Source organism: Mycetohabitans sp. B3, assembly GCF_021498065.1.
Classification (GTDB): Bacteria; Pseudomonadota; Gammaproteobacteria; order Burkholderiales; family Burkholderiaceae; genus Mycetohabitans.
The window spans coordinates 211,622-232,427 of record NZ_JAHLKN010000026.1 but is presented as its reverse complement, the minus strand read 5'-3'; the positions used below and the strand labels follow the sequence as shown (position 1 = coordinate 232,427).

General features: G+C 57.4%; 5 protein-coding genes. All 5 read left to right on the top strand.

All coding sequences use genetic code 11. The annotated features are described in order from the left end of the window. The first annotated feature begins 134 nt into the window (after positions 1-134). Positions 135-7,433 carry a SpvB/TcaC N-terminal domain-containing protein gene (locus KQH55_RS07605; protein WP_235090540.1) on the top strand — a complete coding sequence of 2,433 codons (7,299 nt, stop codon included), beginning with the start codon at positions 135-137 and terminating at the stop codon, positions 7,431-7,433. A 90-nt stretch (positions 7,434-7,523) separates the two neighbouring features. Continuing rightward, positions 7,524-7,979 (top strand): transposase, encoded by a 456-nt coding sequence (locus KQH55_RS16865; RefSeq protein ID WP_373566376.1) that lies wholly within the window; start codon positions 7,524-7,526, stop codon positions 7,977-7,979. 1,290 nt (positions 7,980-9,269) lie between these two features. After that, entirely contained in the window at positions 9,270-12,656 is a 3,387-nt protein-coding gene (locus KQH55_RS07595) for a Tc toxin subunit A (RefSeq protein WP_235090539.1), read from the top strand. Positions 12,657-12,678: 22 nt separating this feature from the next. Continuing rightward, positions 12,679-16,278: a neuraminidase-like domain-containing protein gene (locus KQH55_RS07590; protein WP_235090538.1), complete on the top strand. Its 3,600-nt coding sequence runs from the start codon at positions 12,679-12,681 to the stop codon at positions 16,276-16,278. Positions 16,279-16,362: 84 nt separating this feature from the next. Continuing rightward, positions 16,363-20,805 carry a SpvB/TcaC N-terminal domain-containing protein gene (locus KQH55_RS07585; protein ID WP_235090537.1) on the top strand — a complete coding sequence of 1,481 codons (4,443 nt, stop codon included), beginning with the start codon at positions 16,363-16,365 and terminating at the stop codon, positions 20,803-20,805. Position 20,806: the final 1 nt, after the last annotated feature.

The following is a 20,806-nucleotide window of genomic DNA, read 5'->3' as shown; positions in this document are numbered from 1 at the left end:
AGTCGTGCTCGGACAGCCACGTTAAGCATCTGATCAAACTCGGGATGGTATGGCCGGTCGGCTAGCGCATAGGTGCGAGAGGAAACCGAACGGCGTTTTTCTATGTTCAGTAGCCTGTTTCTCGAGTACAAACCATGAATACGACTCATCCAGCTGAAATAACTGCGCCTAACGTCAGTGTGCCGTCGCTGTCACTGCCCAAAGGCGGTGGCGCCATTCAGGGGCTGGGCGAGACGCTCAGTGCCGGTGGCGTCAGCGGCACAGCATCCTTGAGCCTGCCATTGCCGCTCACCGAAGTAGGCAGTGCCACGCCGGCGCTAGCGCTCACCTACAGCAGTGGCGCGGGCAATAGCCCATTCGGGCTAGGCATGGCGCTGAGCGTGCCCAGCATTGGCCGGCGCACCGCGAAAGGCGTGCCACGTTACACAGAGACGGACGAATGGGTCGATGCGAGCGGCGCAGTACTGGTGCGCGTCGGCGACGCACCAACTCAGACGCTGAACGGTCGCGCGTTTCACGTCACACTGTTCGCGCCGCGCGTCGAGGGCGGTTTTGATCGGCTTGAATACTGGCAAGCGCAAGACGACGCCACGCTCGCCTTTTGGCATGTGCGAGCCGCAGACGGTGCGCAGCATCTGTTTGGCTATACGGCAGCCGCGCGCTTGGCCGACCCGGCCACGCCCGAGCGCATCGCACGCTGGTGGCTCGAAGAAACTGTCACGCCACACGGTGAGCATGTGTATTATGCGTATCAGGGTGAAGATGACAGCGGCATCGATATCAGCTCCGACATTGAGCAGCCACGCGAGCGGCGCGCGCAGCGGTATCTAAAGCGTGTGTGCTACGGCAACCGCCAAGCGTGCACCGACTTGTACTTAACGAATGACACGCCGGTGCCTGCCGATTGGCATGTCGAGCTGGTATTGGACTATGGCGAGCATGCGCAAACTCCCGAGGCGTTGCCTACCTATGCGCCGACGCATGCATGGCTCGCGCGGGCCGATCCATTCTCCGAGTATGCGGCGGGGTTTGAAGTGCGCACGCATCGGCTGTGCCAGCAGGTGCTGCTGTTTCACCGCTTCGACGCGCTCGGCGCCGACCCGGTGCTGGTGCGGCGGCTGTACCTCGAGTATGACGAAAACCCGGTCCTTACGCGGCTGCGCGCCGCGTGGGTCACTGGCTACGGACCCGATCCCGCCAGCGGCGAAGCAGCCACGGTTAGCTTGCCGCCGCTCGAATTCGGCTTTGGTGCTTTTACGCTGGATCAGAGTCAGTTCACGCCGTTTGAACCACTGAAGGGGCTCAATGATGGTGCGCTTTATCAAATGGTCGATCTATATGGTGAAGGCCTACCGGGCGTGTTGTACCGCGATGGCAGTAGTTGTTGGTATCGTGCGCCGATTCGTGCGACGTTAGACAACGACGCGATTGCGTACGATGCGTGGCAGCCGCTGCCGCAGGTGCCAGTTGGCGGCTTGGGGCCCGACACGCGGCACGCGCTGATGGATTTGACCGGCGACGGGCAGCTCGATTGGGTCGTGGCACAGCCTGGCATGGCCGGCTTTTTCTCGTTGGGGCCGGATAAGCACTGGCAAGCGTTTGTGCCGTTTAGTGCGTTTCCAACCGAATTCTTGCATCCGGACGCACAGCTTATCGATCTGATCGGTGCCGGCCTGCCAGATTTGGCACTGATTGGCCCCAAAAGCGTGCGGCTGTACGCAAACCGGCGCGAGGCCGGCTTTGGCGCGCCCGAAGACGTCGAGCATGCGCCGGATCGGCTGCCCAGCGGTCGCGGCGCGTCGAGTGAACTGGTCGCGGTCAGCGACGTACTCGGCTCGGGACAGTCCCACTTGGTGCGCGTGCGTCACGACGCATTGGTGTGCTGGCCGAATCTGGGCCGCGGCCAGTTCGGGGCGGCGATTCCATTCGCGCCGCTGCCGTTCGAGCCCCGCACGTTTGATCCGGCACGCGTGCGGCTCGCGGACTTGGACGGCTCAGGCGCGGCTGACTTGATCTATCTAGAAAGTGACCGACTGCTCATTTTCCTGAACCAGGGCGGCAATGGGTTTGCGCAGCCGGTGACGCTCGCGTGGCCCGACGGCGTGCGCTATGACGACACGTGTCAAGTCAGCTTCGCGGACGTGCACGGCACCGGCTGCGCGGCGCTGGTATTGACCGTGCCGTATCCCAGCCCGCGCCACTGGATCGTGGACTTTGTCGCGGGCAGCAAACCATACTTGCTTGAGCGGGTCAATAACAACCGAGGACTGGACACGCAGCTTGTGTATCGCAGCTCCGCGCAAGCGTGGCTTGACGAAAAGCGTGAGACGCCCGACGCGGTGAGCCGACTGCCGTTTCCGGTGCCGCTCGTGGCGCAACAGATCCAGACCGATGAGATTACCGGTAATACACTGACGCAACACTATACGTATCGCCACGGCTTTTATGACGGACACGAGCGCGAGTTTCGTGGCTTTGGCTATGTCGCGCATATGGACACTGAGCGCGAGGCGCTCACGCAACCGGATGACGATACACTCAGCGCACCAGTGCTGACTAAAACGTGGTATCGCGTCGGCACCGAGCAAGACGACGCGCCCGATGCCGACTATTACGCGGGCGATGAGAAAGCGCCGTCGCTGGGCGCCACGCGCTGGGTCGATGACCAAGGTGAGCCGATCGCGCAGCCCGACGCCGACCTATTGCGTCAAATGCGTCGTGCGCTACGCGGGCACGTGCTGCGCGAGGAGGTGTACGGCGTTGATGACACGCCGGCGGCCGCGCACCCGTACACGGTAAGCGCATACCGCTATCAGGTGCGCGTGGTGCACGATGCGCCCGGCGCACGCGTGCTATTGCCGCAGCAATTGGAGCAATTGAGCGTGCATTATGAGCGTGCGCCCGACGATCCAATGATCACGCATGACGTGCTGCTGCACGCGGACGCCTATGGCTATCCGACCGAGGCGGCCACCGTGCACTATCCACGGCGAATCAATCCCGCTACACCCGTCGAGTATAACGATCCGCAACAGCAAACGTTGCGCGTGAGGTGCACACGGCATCGGTGGATTCACCTGGATCAGGGGCCCGCACACTGGCGGCTGGGGCTGCCGTGCGAAACACAAACGGCAGCCTTGCAGCCGCAGGCCAGTACAGCAGAGAGGCTTGGTTACGAACAGTTGACCGACGGTCGACTGGATACCGCACCGCGTGAGTTGATTGGTTGGCAACGCCTGAACTATGTCGATACGGAAGGTACCAAATTGCCATTCGGTCAGGCAACGCTTGAGGGGCTGCTGGCCTGCACACGGCAGGTCGAGGTGACGCGGGATCAGCTGGAGCAAGCCTGCAAAGGCTTGCCGTCGCCTGGCGACCTCGATCAATGGATGGCGCAAGCGAAGTATCAAAAGTTTGACGAAGACGGCAACGACTATTACTGGGTGGAATCGCCGCGCGCGCATTATCTGGGCTTGAGCGACTTTTATCGGCTCAGCCATCAAACCGATGCGTTCGGCGCTCAAACGCGCATCGAATACGATGCGTCCGGCTACTGTGTGACGCGCGTGACCGACGCATTGGGCTATGTGACGCAAGCCGAGTATGACTATCGATGGCTGCAACCGACGCGCGTGATCGATGCGAATGAGAACCGGCATGAAGCGGCGTACGATCCGCTAGGCCGGATACGTGTCACCAGCTTTTACGGTACGCAAGACGATCGCGCAATCGGTTTCGCACCGGTCGAAATTTATCGAACCGCCGTCACGACGCTCGACGCGGCACTGGCCGACCCCATCGGCGCGATCCAGCACGCGGCTAGCGTTTCCTACGATGCGCTACTTAGTTGGATGGGTCAGCTCGAGGATGGCGTACTGAGCGACGTTGAACAAGCCATGCTGTGTCAACAGGGGCTGCTCACGTCCAGCGGTCAACTCCGCGCGCGGTGGCGGTGGCTGAGCGCTGCGCCCCCCGGCCTATCAGCCGAGCGCTGGGCACAGATTCGAGCGCTGCTCGATGACGCTGCCCGTACGCCGGTGCATACGGCGAGTTTGGTGCATGATGGCTATCCGGACGACACACATCGGCAGATCCGCTGCACGGTGGCATTCACCGACGGCTTCGGCCGTGCACTGCAAGCCAAGCAGCGTGTTGCCGCCGGTCCCGCGTGGGCAACCGATGCGCAGGGCAACCTGGCGCTCGAAGCAGGACAGCTGGTGAGCCACGATACGCCGACGCGTTGGGCGGTCTCGGGTCGCGTCGAATACAACAATAAAGGTTTAGCGGTGCGCGTGTACCAACCGTATTTTGTGGACACGCCCCGCTATGTGAACGATGCATCGCTGCGGCAGTTCGTGCCGCACGACACGTTCTACTATGATCCGTTGGGCCGCAATACGCGGGTGTACACCGCGGCAGGATCTCAGCGGCGTAGTTGCTTTGATGTATGGTTTGACGCGCACGAAGACGAAAATGACACGAGCGACGATCCGCTGTATCGCGACACGCCGATGGTCGAGGTACGCGACAATCAGGGTTTAGCGGTGCGCGAAGTACGCTACAACCGCACGCCCGATATTTCGGGGCGCAATCGCACACCCGAAGTTCCCGAGCGACAAGTCCTTGTGACTCGCCATGAATTCGATGCGAGTGGTGCGCTGGTGAGCAGTGCTGATCCGCGGCACATCGCGAAGGACTCAGTCAATTTCCGCTACCAGCGCACGCTCTCAGGGCAGCTGCTGCGTACCGACAGCGTCGATGCGGGCGCGCAGCTGCAGCTACGTGATGCGCGTGGGCTGATCATGTGGACAGCGACCGGCAATGGGCATCGTCAGCGTTGGACCTATGATGTGCTCGGCCGTCAGAGCGCACGGTTTGAGCAACCCGCCGGCGCCGCAGAAGCGTGCCGTGAACGGTTTAACTATGGGGCGCCGGACAGCGACGCGCGCCGCAATGATCGTGGTCAGCTGATTCGCCATGCGGATCCAGCGGGCGTGACCGAAATCGGTGGCTATAGCTTGAGTGGTCAAGCGTTGAGCGCCACGCGCGGCTTTTTAGCGACGCTGGACGCGCCCGATTGGCCGGAAGCGGAAACGGCGCAGACTAAGCTGCTCGAGCCCGAGCGCTATACAACCTGTTGGACCTATAACGCGCTGGGCGAAACGCTCACGCACACCGATGCGGGCGGGCATTGCCGGCGCTTTGAATCCGATATGGCTGGCCAGCTCAAAACGGTTTGGCTACGCTTAGCCGGTCAGCACGGCCAAGACGAGTGCTGCGTCGCGTCGGATTTCCTCTATAACGCGGCTGGCCAGCCGCTGCAGGTGTGCGCGGGCAATGGCGTGGTGCGTACCTATACTTATGAGCCAGCCACGCAACGCTTGACGCAGCTGCGTGTGCAGCGTGAGCACGATAAAGCGCTGTTGCAGGATCTGAACTACACGTATGATCCGGTGGGCAATATCACGCAAATCGATGATGCGGCGCAGCCGGTGCGCTATACGCGCAACCAGCGTGTGACAGCGACAAGCCTCTATCGCTACGACGCGCTGTATCAATTGGTCCACGCCACCGGGCGGGAAAGCGCGCGGGCCGGGCAACAAAGTGCCGCGTTGCCGTCATGGCAAGGCTTGGACGACACGCAACGCGTGAACTACACGCGCGACTACACGTATGATGCGAGCGGCAATTTACATTGCATCCAGCATACCGGGGCGCAAGACTATACGCTACGCATGACCGTGTCGACCCGCTCGAACCGCGCGGTGCCCTGCGAGTGGACCGAGCAATCCGATCAAGTGCATCGATATTTCGACGAAAACGGCAATTTGACACAATTGCAGCCTGGCCAGCCCGTGGACTGGAACGCATGCGATCAGCTCAGCCGCACCGTGCAGGTCAAACGCGACACGGGTGACGATGATGACGAGCGCTATGCTTACAGCGATCAAGGCCAACGCGCGCGCAAGCAGCGCCGCTGGCTTGCGGGTTCCCAGCAGCATACGGAAGACGTGCGCTATTTGCCGGGACTTGAGCAGCGCGAACATCGGCAGGCCGCCACGGATGAGGCCAACCAGTCAACCGTCAATGAGCGTCTGCAAATCATTGTGGTGGAGGCGGGCGGCATCGCGCTGCGGGTCCTGCATTGGGAGGTGGGCAAACCGGATTCAATCGATAACGATCAAGCGCGCTATAGCTTGGGTAACCACCTGGGTTCCAGCACACTAGAGCTCGATGGCGAGGCGCAGTTGCTGACCTACGAAGAATATTACCCGTATGGTGGCACCGCACTGTGGGCGGCGAAAAGCGAGCTTGAAGCCAAGTACAAGACTGTACGTTACTCGGGCAAAGAGCGCGATGCAACCGGGCTCTATGACTATGGCTTCCGGTATTACGTGCCATGGCTTGGACGATGGCTGAATCCCGATCCAGCGGGAACAGTTGATGGTTTTAACCTTTACCAAATGGTCGGAAATAATCCGATAACACGATTTGATGCACGGGGGTTGTACGGAACCGTCGACTGGCTCGACTTGCCAAGCGCGCCCGATCCGTCTCGTGTGACGAGAGCTGTCTTGGCTCTTCCAGGTGTTCAGGCAGCCTACGAAGTCTTTTCACAACAAGCGGAAAATTTTTTGGCAGAGGTTCAACAGAAAACTGAACAGTTCAATAAATTGAAACCTGCGCAAAAAAATAAACAAGGGGATAGCGACACATATCGTCCTCGCAGTAAAGAGCTAAGTGACTTCAACGCGTATGCTGCCGTATATAAGATTGGTACGCAAGAATATGAAGGTGGGTTTGTCAATCTGCCAGCAAGTTTAGGAAAAAAAGACACATTTAACGGAATCGCGCTACAAGATACAAGCTATAGAATTAATGATAAAAAAGCATTTATGTCAGCAATAGAATCCAAATATGAAGAGGGTAGCTGGCTTTATAAGCGCGACGATGACTTAAACCAGAGTAAACGCGGCGATCCAAAGAGAATCAACCCGCTGCACACGGGCATTGCGCACTTAACGAGCTTGCACATACAGCATACGGAGCGGAGCAGGCAAGGGACGCTTTCAACCTTTCCAGGCGTGCCAGCGCTCCATGCAGAAGTCCAGGCGTTTAATCATGCATTGCAAAATGGCACTAGCATGACGGATATTGTCATCTTCACCAAAAGGCTCGTAGGCAATAAGCTAGGTAAGGCGGGAGATGATTTTCCCGCGTGTTTCAACTGCGATGCCCTATTGAGTCTTGTGCACGTGACGACCGGCCGAACGACGGCTGATGCAGCTTACGCTGCGGCGCAAGAGGCCAAAAGCAGCCAGATTTTGGCCCGTAAGTTGGAAGCACAGGTCGGTGACCTAGCGGTGCCACATCAAACTATTTGGCGTGCATATCGGGCATCGCTCGGCAGAAAAGCGGCTCCCACTGCATAGTGAAGCGGCCTGCAAAAACTGGTCGTCAATCGGAGGAGACTTATGCGAAAATGCCCCGACGAAGCAGCGTTACATGACGTAATCTTCATAATGAACCGCGCCGAGCCGACGATTTGGGTGACGCTGCTAATAGCCAATCTGATCGAGGCCCGTGCTCAGCTTGCTGAGCGCGATCTGGAGACTGCGCAGCTCAAGGCGCAGATCGACAAACTCAAGCGCATGCAATTCGGACGCAAGTGTGAGCAGCTGGACCGGCAGATCGCGCGGCTTGAAACGCAATTAGAGAGCCTGGCGGGTGAGCGTAGTGTCGCTGAGGTGCGGCGCGCCTGCCAATCGAGCGCGAGCACGCCTGTGGGCGAGGCGTCGCCGAAACAAGCGCTGCCGCAGGCAACAACCCCTGCTCGCGCTCCCCTGGCAGATTTCCTGGCCAGTCTTGGCACAGCGTGGCAGGATGGCGAGGTAAGAGCGACGCATCACCGAAGGCGCGCGTTGCCCACACTTGGCGCAGCCGGGAAGATCCAGGTATCTATAGAGGTGCGGGGTTGACGCGGAGGGACAAGTCAATGACGAAGCTGCAAAGTGCCTCGATGAAGTGATCGCGGGTCGACTCCGCACCATCAGATTCAGAGTCTTTTTGGCTGAATCCGGGCGCAGAGCGAACCCGATGAGGAAGATCATGAGGAGCTTCTGCGGCTCCGACTCGCCGTTCAGCTCCCGCCTTCACTGCCGCTGGTACTCTTGCCTGCGGGCACCGAGCCCAGCGACCTCAAGAACGTGGGAGAGCCTGCAATGTTCGTCCCGACGATGTGAAGCCCATGGTTGCAGGGTTCGGGCTGGCGCAGGCAAGCGTAACGAGATGGTGGCGCATGAATGTGCAAGTTTCAAGCGGCCACGAATGAAACACCAGCCCATGCCACAATCAGCGTAGAGCATCGTTTCTGGCCGTGAATAAGCGTTGACAGTCGGTACGAGATCATTCGAGCATACGTGGCCGACAATACAGCAATGGCTTGAAACCAAGCCCGGCATCACGGCTAAGAAGCTACACGAGCGTCTCGTCGCCTTTGAGCACGACAACGAAAGGTACCCGCATAGCCCGCTGAAAGACCACTCGCCGCGCGAGTTCCGGCGCAGGACCGATTCATCAACCTTAGTGTGAGAAGGTATCCGGAAGTACGGGGGCAAATTCACTTCCTGTCTTCAGTGACCTTAATTTCTGCGAGGCGGTGCAGCCTTTTCAGGCCAACGTCTGATGGTGCCCACGACAATTTGTCGCATTGAACAAAGGGAATTTGCTTGAATGCTTTCCGGCTAGTGCTTTATAGTGGTTGCTACCTTAGGTGTCGAAGCGGCATATGGCAGTTGAGCACGACGCTTGGATACGTGGTGAGTCGCAGTCAAATGATGAGGTGATTTGCCAGCGAACGGGCGCATCGCAGTAACCGTTTCGGCTGAATACAAACGACGTCTGGAGGGAAGAAAATGAAGAAGTACCCCAGCTTGAGCATCATAGACTCGCGCCTGCGTGGCAAGTCTACTTTTCCTGTTTTATTTCGTTCCCAAACTTTGTCCGCTTAACGTACAGCGGGACAGCTTTGCTGTGAGCGTGTTGTGCGTCATCACGACGTTTTGCATTCAAGATAGGTAGGTGTTGAGCGCCGTCGTTTGAGGCAATCAATCTCTCGTATGGCAGGCTCGATTAGATGGCCGCGGGTGTAACACTGACCTAACCAAGCGTGGTACCCTTTTTATGTAAAATGATGAGTACAACGTAAAAAATGCGTTTTGCTATGTTGTTTGCGTCGATTTTACAACGGTTCATAAGGCCAAAATCGCTTGCGCTGCAGCATTCGAACTGGAAAGTGGCGTGGTTGTTCTAAGGCACGTACCCACCTTTCCCAACTTATTCCCTTATTGTTTAGCGTTCTAAAAAAGATGGCAGACCTACTCACCTTTCAGTCGGGCAATCCAGACCAACGGCTGCTTGATGCCGGCTATCGCAATGTGTTCGACATCGCGACGATCAGTCGTGCCGCCTTTATCGAATCCGTGCCATCTCTAACTGCGCAAGATGCTCGCGCAGTGTACTGTCAGGCGCGTGAGCGCGCGGCCAATTTGAAGGCCCTTTATCGCGCCTGGCAACTGCGCCAGGAGCCGGTGATCCAAAGACTCGCGAAGCTCAACACCCAGCCTGACGCGCCCGCCTTAAAAGAGGCGCTGGTTCGCAATATTGGCGGTGATGGCGACTTCTCTGATTTGATGGAGCGAGCCAGCGCCTATGCGGACGCTGCCTCCATTCAATCGCTGTTTTCACCAGGCCGTTATGCTGCCGCGCTGTACCGCGTGGCGAGTGCACTGCACGATGCAAATTCCAGCAGTTTGCATATTGATCAACGTCGGCCGGATCTAAAAAACTTGGTGTTGAGCGAAACCACGATGCAGCAACAGGTCACGTCGCTCGATCTTTTGCTGCAGGTGCTGCAATCGGGCGGTGAGCATATCGACGCATTGTCTGATCGATATTTTCCGATGACGCTGCCCTACGACGACAATTTGGCGCAAATCAATGCCGCGTTGTCGGCTCAGGCGCGAACGTTAAATGGCCTGTGGGACACGCTGACCGATGCCACCGCTCAGGCCGTTTCGCAGCAAGTCTCTGCGTTCGGTCCTGCCCGTCGCGCCGGGAGTGCGCGGGCAGACGGTGATTACCTGACGGGCAATGTATTTTATCTGCAAGCGCTAGACGGCGACACAGAGCCCATGGTGTATCTGTCACATTATACAAACGGCAGTGGGATCATTGGCGCGCAACTGGTCGCGGGCAATGCTGATCATGCAGCCGCAGCCATCGTAGCCCCTCTGGTGTTGAGCTGGTCAGTTGAACAACATTGCTATTACTTGGGTGTCCCGGACGGGACACAGATGGCAGGTAGCTCCGCCAACGTGTTAAATGGCTGCTTTCTAAGAGGCAATCACAATACCAATCCCGATAAGGACGGGGATTTTGCGCAGATGGCAAGCCGATCGGGTGGCACTCAACCTCGACCCAGTTTTCATTTGCCGATCACGCTGATACCCGGCAGGCAAAAAAATCAATACTATTTGAAGACCGATAAAGGGTATGTTGGGGTAGACACTTCCGGTCAGTCCAACTGGAAAGACGCACTAACCGTAACGGCTCCACGGGATAAGGCGCTGTTGGTGACGATGTGCAAAGATGCCGAAGGCAATCCGATCGAAGACGGCTCAACGCCGTTTCCCGAAGTCGTATTTGAGCAGCCCTCGCCACCGGCGCGTGAGACGTTGTCGCTGACGCCGGTCAGCTATCAGCTGATGACCAACACTGAGTTGAGCGAAACGGATATCGTCGACCATTACGGTATGGAGGACGCCAGTTTGCGCAGTGCGGGCTCGTTAGCGACGACGCTCAATTCAATTGCCATCTTCTGTGAAAAAACCCGCCTGCGCTTTAACCAATTGCTGGAGCTGACCGCGCAGTACGCTTACGATAAAAACGGCAAGGAAAGCGGCGCGCGCAGTCGCTTTTTACAGTTTGGCAAGCAAGAGCCTGTTCGAGTGAACGAGTACGGTGCAGCCTATTTGAATGGTGCATTGGACGACACTGAGACGGACCCAGCCCGCTATTTGTGGGTACAGAAAGATGGCAAAAACTTGAACTTGACGGATGAGACGGTGGTCGAGTTGGCAGGCCGTGCAGAAAAACTGGTGCGCCTGTCCAACTTAACCAGCTTATCGTTTGAGGCGCTGGATTGGGTGATCGTCAATGCGAGTCGCTGCGTACCGGAACATCACAATAAGCCGGTACTGGACAAACCCGTGCTGGAAGCCTTGGCCGAATATGTGCGGCTGAAACAGCGTTACGGTTTGGACGTCAACACGTTTGTGACTTTTATCGGTGCCGCAAATCCGTATGCGCCGGGTCAAGTGCCTAGCTTTTACGCGTCCGCGTTCCGCCCGGCCGACGGTGGTGACACGATTGCGTTGGGCACAACGGTGAACTATGCACGAGATCAGCAGGATGCGCTGTCCGCTATCTGTTGCAAGGCGCTGAGTGTGACCAGCGACGAGTTCGAGCGGATTGGCCGTTGGTGTTTCGGGGACGCAGGCAAATTTACATTGGACGAACACACCGCAGGTCAGCTGTATCGCTTTGGTGCAATTCCGCGTTTGCTAGGGCTGACATTCACACAAACCGAAGTGTTGTGGCGCTTGATGGCCGGTGGGCAGGACACACTGTTGGAACAGCTAGGGCAGCCGCAGTCGCTGGCGCCCTTGGCGATTTTGAGCCGCACGGAAAAGATCCTGGACTGGATGGCTTCAGTGGGACTAAACCTGCTCCAGCTGCAGGGAATGGTGAGTACTGTTTGGAGCGGCACGGCTACCGCGGAGATGTTTAATTTTCTGAAAAACGTCTGTGATAGCGTCAATCCCTCAAGCACCGCTGCCACTCGGCAGGACGCGCTGGACGAAGGATTGCAGCAAAAAGTATTGCGTGCGTTGGGTGCGGGCTTCAATCTCAAAAGCAATGTAATGGGTGGAGTGACCACGTGGCTAGAGAAACTCACAGTGGATACAGAGAATGCATATACGCTGGCTAACTACTGGCATGCCATTCAAACACGATTCAGTCAAGCCAACGTGAGTTTGGACGACTTGCAAAAGGATACGGCGCTTGTACTGGCGACGCAGCGCCTCAGTCAGCTGGTGCTGATTGCGCAATGGCTGACGTTGACCGAACAAGACTTGCAGTTGCTCACAAGTTACCCGGACCGCCTGGTGGCCGGAGCCATCACTGTTCCTGCACCGGATATGACATTGCTATTGACGCTGTCGCGCTTCAAGCAGTGGCAAACGCAGGTTGTGGTTTCCCGTGATGAGGCGATGCGCTGTTTTGATCAGCTCAATGCTCAGGAGATGACGTTTGACGCGGCCGCCGCGCTGATCGCGTCGCTGCATAAACTGGACACGAAGACCGTCGCGCAAATGAATGCCTCATTATTGGGAAAAAACACATGGCCGAAAGGCTTTGATGTGCTGTGGCAATTGCTAACGTGGTTGCGTGTGGGGCAAGCGCTGAACGTTGGGACCACCACGTTGGAGCAACTTCAGACGATGATGCGGGCCGACCCGTCCGCTGAAGACCGTACCTTATTAGCGGCCGTGGCTCAGAATCTAAGTGCAGGGATCAGCGCCCATCAATAATCGAATTCAAAGGAAATCAGTTATGTCAGCTTCGCTATTTTCCCAAACTTTAAAGGAAGCGCGACGCGACGCGCTGGTCGATCACTATATTGCGACGCAGGTGCCGACGGGTTTGAAGGACAGCATCCATACCGCCAATGATTTGTACGAGTATCTGCTGCTGGACACCCAAATCAGCGATCGTGTGAGCACGTCACCACTGGCCGAAGCGATTAGCAGCCTGCAGCTGTTTATCCATCGGGCGATGGAAGGCTATGACGGCGAGTTGGCGAGCACCGCGAAGCCTTACTTTGCACAGGATAAGTTCCTGTACAACTGGGACGCTTTTAATCGACGTTACAGCACGTGGGCTGGTAAGGAGCGGCTTAGGTTCTATGCGGGAAATTATATCGATCCCACGCTGCGGTTGAATAAGACCCAGCTATTTCGGACCCTAGAGCAAGGGATATCGCAAGGGAAATTAAGTGACTCGCTGGTTCAGAAAAAGTTAGGTGAGTATCTAACTGAGTATAATACTCTTGCCAACCTTGAGTATATTAATGCGGCCAAAGGCGAGGATGAAAAGGCTGTATTTTTTGCAGCACGAACTCAAAGTCAGCCTTACAAATTTTATTGGAGAAAGCTAACGCTAGTCACTAGAGCGAATGGTAAGTTGGTGCCAGACCAGTGGACTGAGTGGCGGGAAATAACTGCTGGAATCGGGGATCCGTATAAGGGTTTGGTCAAGCTCTTTTGGGATAAAAATAGATTGAATGTTTGCTGGTATAACAAAATAGATAAGGGCAGTGAGGGATTTAGTTACGCCAAAAATATTTGGGGTATGGATAATAATTTTAGTTGGGGCTCAAAGGGAAAAATGTTTGCATGTCACTTTGAGGAGATTGAGAGAAAAGGTGTAACTGGCACCGTTGAAGATCAACATGTAAAAACGCAATATACTTCTGATGCAGAATTTATATTTTCTGGAGATTATTTCGTTTTTATCAATTCTGATACGGGTGCAAGACCAAGCTTTGGAGTTACGCTGGTAGATGAATTTGGAAATGTATTTAAAGAATTAAAGGATGTGGGGAGGTATATATTAAATAATAATGATTTTTCTCAAAAAAAGATTTTGAAAATTGCTCATGGGGTGGGCGATTCTAGCTCTAATTATTTAAAATTTGCATGCAATACAAATTTCGATAATTTAAAAAAAATTGAAAAATTAAAAAATTTTATAAATTACGATAGCTACGGGGAATTTGTTGAATCTGAAAATTTTAAGTTGCCAAGTGGTGAAGAAATTATACTGAAGCTGCCAAAAAATGTCGATTTGGCTAAGCTTTTTTCTGATCGGCAGGATGCGCTGTTTAATTACAGCTTGCAAAAGGATTTAGGCGGTCTAACCGCGTTTAGCGGCCCTTACGGAATGTACATTTGGGAAATTTTCTTCCATATCCCGTTCCTGGTGGCCGTACGGATGCAAACCGAACAACGGTATGACGAGGCAAACACTTGGTTTAAGCGTATCTTTAATAGCAGCGGCTATCGCGATGACGATGGTAATCCGCACGATGACAACGACAATCCACGCTATTGGAATGTGATGCCGCTGCAGCTTGACACTGCCTGGGACACGAGCCAGCCGGCGACCACGGACCCAGACGTCATCGCGGTGGCCGACCCAATGCACTACAAGCTAGCGATCTTTCTGCATGCGCTGGACTTGCTGATCGCACGGGGCGATCACGCGTATCGGATGCTGGAGCGCGACACACTAGTCGAAGCCAAAATGTATTACATTCAGGCGCAGCAACTGCTCGGACCGCGCCCGGATATCCGCATCACGAACACGTGGCCCAATCCGACATTGAGCGCCGAGGCGGGGGCGATTGTCGAGCCGACCCGCAGCCGTCCATCCGACTCACTCACCTTCGCGAGCTGGCTGCGCACGGGTGACACGGCCGACATGGGTGACGGCCATTTCCTGCCGCCGTACAACGATGTGTTGCTGGGCTACTGGGACAAACTTGAACTGCGCTTGTATAACCTGCGTCATAACTTGAGTCTTGATGGTCAACCGTTGAATTTGCCGCTCTATGCGACGCCGGTGGACCCGGCTGAACTACAGCGCCAGCAAGCCGGAGGCGACGGCGCCAGCAGCGGTGCGATGGACGGCCAGAGCCATGTGCAGGGCTGGCGTTACCCGCTGTTGGCAGATCGTGCGCGCAACGCGGTGGGTTTGTTGACGCAATTTGGCAGCAGCCTGCAGATAGCGCTTGAGCGTCAGGACAATGAAAAGATGACGCTGTTGCTACAGACGCAGCAGCAGGTGGTGCTGAAACAGCAGGCAGACTTGCAGCAAAGTAACCTGAAAGGGCTGCAACATAGCTTGAGCGCGCTGCAAGCCAGCCGTGACGGCGCAACATTGCGCCAAACTCACTTTCGTAACTTGATTGACGGTAACTTGTCCGAGGCGGAAATCGCTGGCTTGACGCTGCGCAGCACCGCGATGACGACCAATCTGGCGGCGACGGGGTTACTGATTGCCGGTGGCATCGCGAATGCGGCACCGAATACATTTGGTCTGGCCAACGGTGGGTCTCAATGGGGTGCGCCTGTGCTAGGTGCAGCGCATGCCACACAGGCTGCGGCGAGCGCGCAGGATCAAAGTGCGGGCATTTCGGAGGTGACGGCCAGCTATCAGCGCCGTCAGCAAGAGTGGCAACTGCAGCATGATATTGCTAAAAATGAAGTGACTCAGCTGGATGCACAAATCAAGAGCCTGACCGAACAAATTGCGATGGCCCAAAAACAAATCGCATTGGCTGAGACCGAGCAAGCGCATGCCCAGGCGCTGTACGAGTTTCAGACCACCCGTTTTACCGGACAAGCTTTATATAACTGGCTGGCTGCGCGCCTGTCCGCGCTCTATTACCAACTGTACGATGTTACGCTGCCGGTATGCCTGCAGGCAAAAGCGGCGCTTGTGAAAGAACTGGGCACCCAAGACACCGATGGTGTGTTCCGGGTACCGGTATGGGACAACTTGTGGCAGGGTCTGCTGGCGGGCGAAGGGTTAAGTGTGGAGCTGCAAAAGCTTGAAAGCGTGTGGCTGGCACGTGGTGCTGATGGATTGGAGGCAACACGTACGGTATCATTGAATACATTATTTGGTGCCGGTACCTTTAGGAAAATCATTCAAGATGTGTTGGATGGCAAATCCGTGTCACCGTCCGGGGGCGTGAGCCTGTCGCTGCAGGACAATGTTTTCCAAGCCACGCTGGACTTGAGCGTGTTAGAGCTGGACAAATCCTACAACATGAAAGAAAAGGTACGTCGCATCAAGAGCGTTGCGGTAACGCTGCCGACGCTGCTGGGGCCCTATCAAGACATCGAGGCGACGCTGACATCAGGGACGGAGACGGCGACGCTCTCGCACGGCCTGAACGATAGCGGTCGGTTTGTCACCGATTTTAACGACAGCCGTTTCTTGCCGTTTGAGGGCATGGATGTCACTCAGGGCACGTTGTCGCTCAATATTTTCCATGCGGGCACGGACGATAACGCACAACGAGATGTGGTGGCGAACTTAAACGACATCATCGTGCACCTACATTACATTATTCGAGACGCGTAGTTCCTGCTTCACATTTGCTCGCAGGCACTCGTTGGGCGAGTGCCTGGAGGATAAAAAGTACTTCAGCATTCCTCAGGAGTCACTATGTCAGCGCAGTCAGCTTCCGATGTCGCCCTATCCGAGCCGACGCTACCCAAAGGCGGCGGAGCCATGCGTGGGCTGGGCGAGGCGTTCGGGCCGGTTGACTCGTCGGGCGTCGCGACGATGACGCTGCCGCTGCCCGTGTCGGCCGGCCGTGGCTACGCGCCGCAACTGGCATTGCGCTATGCGAGCGGCAGGGGTAATGGCCCGTTTGGCGTCGGGTGGAACATCGGGCTAGCCAGCATTGGGCGACACACCGCTCGCGGCACGCCGCAATACGGCGACGGCGACGCATTCGTCGGTCCAGGCGGCGACGTACTCGAGCCGGAGCGCGATGCCGATGGCGCTGTGGTGCCACCTGCTGAGGTCAGTACCTATAACGGCCTGGCATTGGACGACACCTATCAGGTGGCGTGTTACTTTCCGCGCATCGAGCGCGGTTTTGCGCGCATTGAGCATTGGATTGGCAAAGCCAACGGCGGTGACTTCTGGCTCGTTCATGACGCGAGCGGTGATCTGCATTGCTTTGGCAAAACAACCGCAGCCCGCATTGCCGATCCAGCGCAACCGTCGCATATCGCGGTGTGGTTGCTCGAAGAATCGGTCTCGCCCAACGGGCAACACATTGGGTATGGGTACAAGCCGGAGGATGATGTCGGTGTCGACCTGCAAGGCAGTGAAGCGAGGCGTGACCATGCCGCCAATCGCTACCTGGCCCAAGTGAAGTACGGCAACGTGTTGGCAGCCGACGCACTGTATCTGTTCACTTCATCGAAGCTAGATGACCAGTCATGGTTGTTCTCGCTAGTGTTCGATTACGGCGAGCGTGGTACCGACCCGCAAACCCGGCCATCATGGTTGGCGACTGAGCATTGGCCGGTTAGGCGCGATGCGTTTTCACGCTACGACTACGGGTTCGAAGTGCGTTATCACCGTTTATGTCGTCAGGCGCTGATGTTTCATCACTTTCCGGAAGAACTGGGCGAGCCCGCCACGCTAGTCGCCAGGCTGCTGCTCGAGTATGACGAGAATCCGGTGCTTACCCGGCTCGTTGGCGTGCAACGGCTCGCTTATGAGCCAGACGGCACGCTGCAATCACTGCCGCCGCTGGAGCTGGAGTACACGCCGTTCGACGCTTCGGTGTCATCGGGCCAGTGGCAGCCATGTGAACTTTTTCCCGGATTGAATAACGCGCATCCGTACCAACTAGTGGATTTGCACGGCGAAGGCATCGCCGGCCTCTTGTATCGAGTTGGCTCCCTCTGGTATTACCGGGCGCCGATGCGGGCTAGCGGCGGCGGCGATGCGGTGACCTACGACGCGTGGCGGCCACTGCCCGAGATCCCGTCACTACAGTCATCGGCGATGGCGCTGACGGATATCAACGGCGATGGCAGGCTGGACTGGCTTGTTACGCAGCCTGGTCTGGCTGGCTACTTTAGCTTGGCGCCCGACGGCACTTGGTCGACTTTTACGCCGTTCTCGGCGCTGCCCGTCGAGTTTTTCAACCAGCAGGCGACGCTGGCCGATTTGATGGGCGCGGGGCTGTCCGACCTCGCGCTCATTGGTCCCAAGAGCGTGCGCTTGTACGCAAACAAGCGGCACGGCTTTGCGGCCGGCATCAACGTGGAGCAGGCATCGACACTTCCCATTGCCGGGCGCGATGCACGAGAGGTGGTGGCGTTTTGCGACCTGCTGGGCTCTGGCCAGCAACACCTGATCCGCATTCGCTGCGATGAGGTGACGGTCTGGCCAAACCTTGGGCGGGGCCGCTTTGGGCAGCCGTTCAGTTTTGCGCCATTGCCCTTCAATGCGCAGCAATTTGATCCTGCTTGCGTGTACCTGGCGGATTTGGATGGATCGGGCGCGGCCGATCTGTTATATGCGCAAAGCGACCACATCCGTATTTTCTTTAATCAATCGGGCAACGGGTTTGCACCGCCCGTCGATCTGGCCTTGCCGCCGGGCGTGCGCTTTGACCGGCTCTGTGCGCTCAGCGTGGCGGATATCCAAGGGCAGGGCATGGCCAGCGTCGTGCTATCGGTGCCCCATCCGAGCCCGAAGCATTGGCGCTACGATTTCGCCCGTGCTAAGCCCTATTTGATGAATGTCATTAACAACAACATGGGGATGGCGCACCGGATCGTCTACCGCAGCTCGGCTCAGGAATGGCTCGATGAAAAGCAGCAAGGCACGTGCTCAGCCAGTGGTCTGCCGTTTCCGGTGCACGTGGTGTCACGGCAAATCCAACTCGATGAAATTTCCGGCAATCAGCGGGTCCAGCAATACCGGTATCGTCAAGGTGTCTACGACGGGCAGGAGCGGGAATTTCGTGGGTTTGGCTTCATCGAGACACAAGATACGGGCGAGGATGCGAAGCCCGCGGGGCGCAATGTCAGCGAGGCACCGCCGCGGTTGACTCGAACCTGGTACCACATGGGTCGGCAGGATGACGAAACGGCGCTGTACGGCGAGCCCTGGCAGGACTCCAAAGCGTTCGCTTGCCACCCGAGCCGTTTGACCCGATGGGATGCAGAGACAAGCCAGGATGTGTTGCTCGACGATCCGGATGCAAAGCGCCGATGGTGGCTATACCGCGCGTTAAACGGCAGTGTATTGCGCAGCGAAATCTATGGTTTGGACGGTGCGCCCCACCAGCAGGTGCCCTATCGCGTGACGGTAGCCCGTTATCAGGTGCGCGAGGTCCAGGCGGCGGGTCGCGATTACGCCCCGGTCGCTATGCCGTTGCCGCTGGAGCAGCTGGACTATGCGTACGAGCGCATCGAGGGCGATCCACAGGTCAGCCAGACGGTGACTTTGCGCATCGATGCCTATGGTGTGCCGCTGCATAGCGTGACGGTTCACTATCCCCGGCGCGCCAAACCGGCGACGTCGCCTTACCCGGATACGTTACCAGATACTGCCTGGCACAGTTCGTACGACCCACAGCAGCAGCGCCTGCGGCTCACTGAGCAGCGCGCGAGCGTTTGGCATCTGACGCATCCCCAGCAGTGGCGGCTGGGTTTGCCGTGGCAGCAACGCAGCAACGCGTTGACCTACGACGCGGCGCGCGTGCCGGCCGGGGGGCTGAATTTTGAAAATCTAAGCCAGGCGGATGGTTTGTTGGGTGATGACCAGGTGCGCGTATTCGGCGGTCAAAGCGTGGTGGTGTACCGGGACACGGACACCCAGGGCGCCCCCAATTTCCTGGCGCTGGTCGATCACCAGGAAGTCGCGGAGTTGGATCAATCGAGCCTGGCCGCCTACGGCGGCTTATTCGATGAGCCGACGCTGACCGCAAAGCTCGTGGACGCCGGCTATCAGGCTTCACCCACCGTACTGGCCGTGCCCAATACAGTGGAAGCGCCGGTGTGGGTGATCGCCAGCGGCTATCGCACTTACCGTGGGCCAGACAGCTTTTATGTGCCGAGCGAAGTGCAAAAGACTAAACTCACCGGTGCCACGCAGCTCTCGTACGATCCGTATTGTTGTGCGGTCACGCAGGTACAGGACGCGCTGGGCAACACCACGTCGGCGCAATACGACTACCGATTTCTGCAGCCGTGGCGCATGACGGATGTCAACGACAACCACCATGAAGTGCAGTTCGATGCGATGGGCCGCGTAGTGGCCAGCACATTCTACGGCACGGAGCAGGCGCGCGACGTGGGATTTGATCCCATCACGGTTGCTCCGGTACCAACGAGTCTGACGGTGGAGCAGGCGATTGAGCAAGCCGGGGCCTCGACGCAGCGGGTGGCGAGCGTTCATGCGACGGATCTGTTTGCGTGGATGGGTCAGGTGTCCCGCTCAGAACTGTCGCCAGGAGAAGTGGATGCATGTTGGCAGCAACTGATCGCTGAACGGTTCATCACGCCCCAGGGTTACATTCGCGCAAGCGCGCGTGACGGGCTGCGTGGCGGCGTGCTGAAGCGCCTTTCCGAACCTGTGCGCCAAGCGCTCGCCCGCGCTACACGGAACCCGGTGAACGCCGTGACGCTGACCGCTGACCGCTATCCGAATGACACAGAGCAGCAGGTTCGGGTGGATGTTGCGTATACGGACGGCTTTGGCCGCACGCTGCAGGGCTGTGCCAAGGTGCCCAGCGGGTTGGCGTGGCAGCGTACTGCCGACGGCGAGATTGTCGTCGATGTCGATGGCAAGCCAAAGGAAGTGGATACCGGTTCAGCACCACGCTGGGCTGTGTCGGGGCGGATCGAATACGACAACAAGGGTCAGCCGGTGCGCCACTACCAACCCTACTTCATGAATGACTGGGCGTATGTCGTGGATCGCGCGATGCGCAGCTGTGGTTATGCGGAGACCACCTACTACGACCCGATCGGGCGGGCGGTGCGAGTCGTAACCGCGAAAGGGTATGAGCGCAGGACGAGTGTTTATCCGTGGTTTGTCGTCAATGAAGATGAAAACGATACGGCTGGCTAAT

Excerpts from the sequence above, each read along its gene's own strand:
- KQH55_RS07590 (WP_235090538.1), top strand. The coding sequence starts at position 12,679 with ATGTCAGCTTCGCTATTTTCCCAAACTTTAAAGGAAGCGCGACGCGAC.
- KQH55_RS07605 (WP_235090540.1), top strand. The coding sequence starts at position 135 with ATGAATACGACTCATCCAGCTGAAATAACTGCGCCTAACGTCAGTGTG.
- KQH55_RS16865 (WP_373566376.1), top strand. The coding sequence starts at position 7,524 with ATGAACCGCGCCGAGCCGACGATTTGGGTGACGCTGCTAATAGCCAAT.
- KQH55_RS07585 (WP_235090537.1), top strand. The coding sequence starts at position 16,363 with ATGTCAGCGCAGTCAGCTTCCGATGTCGCCCTATCCGAGCCGACGCTA.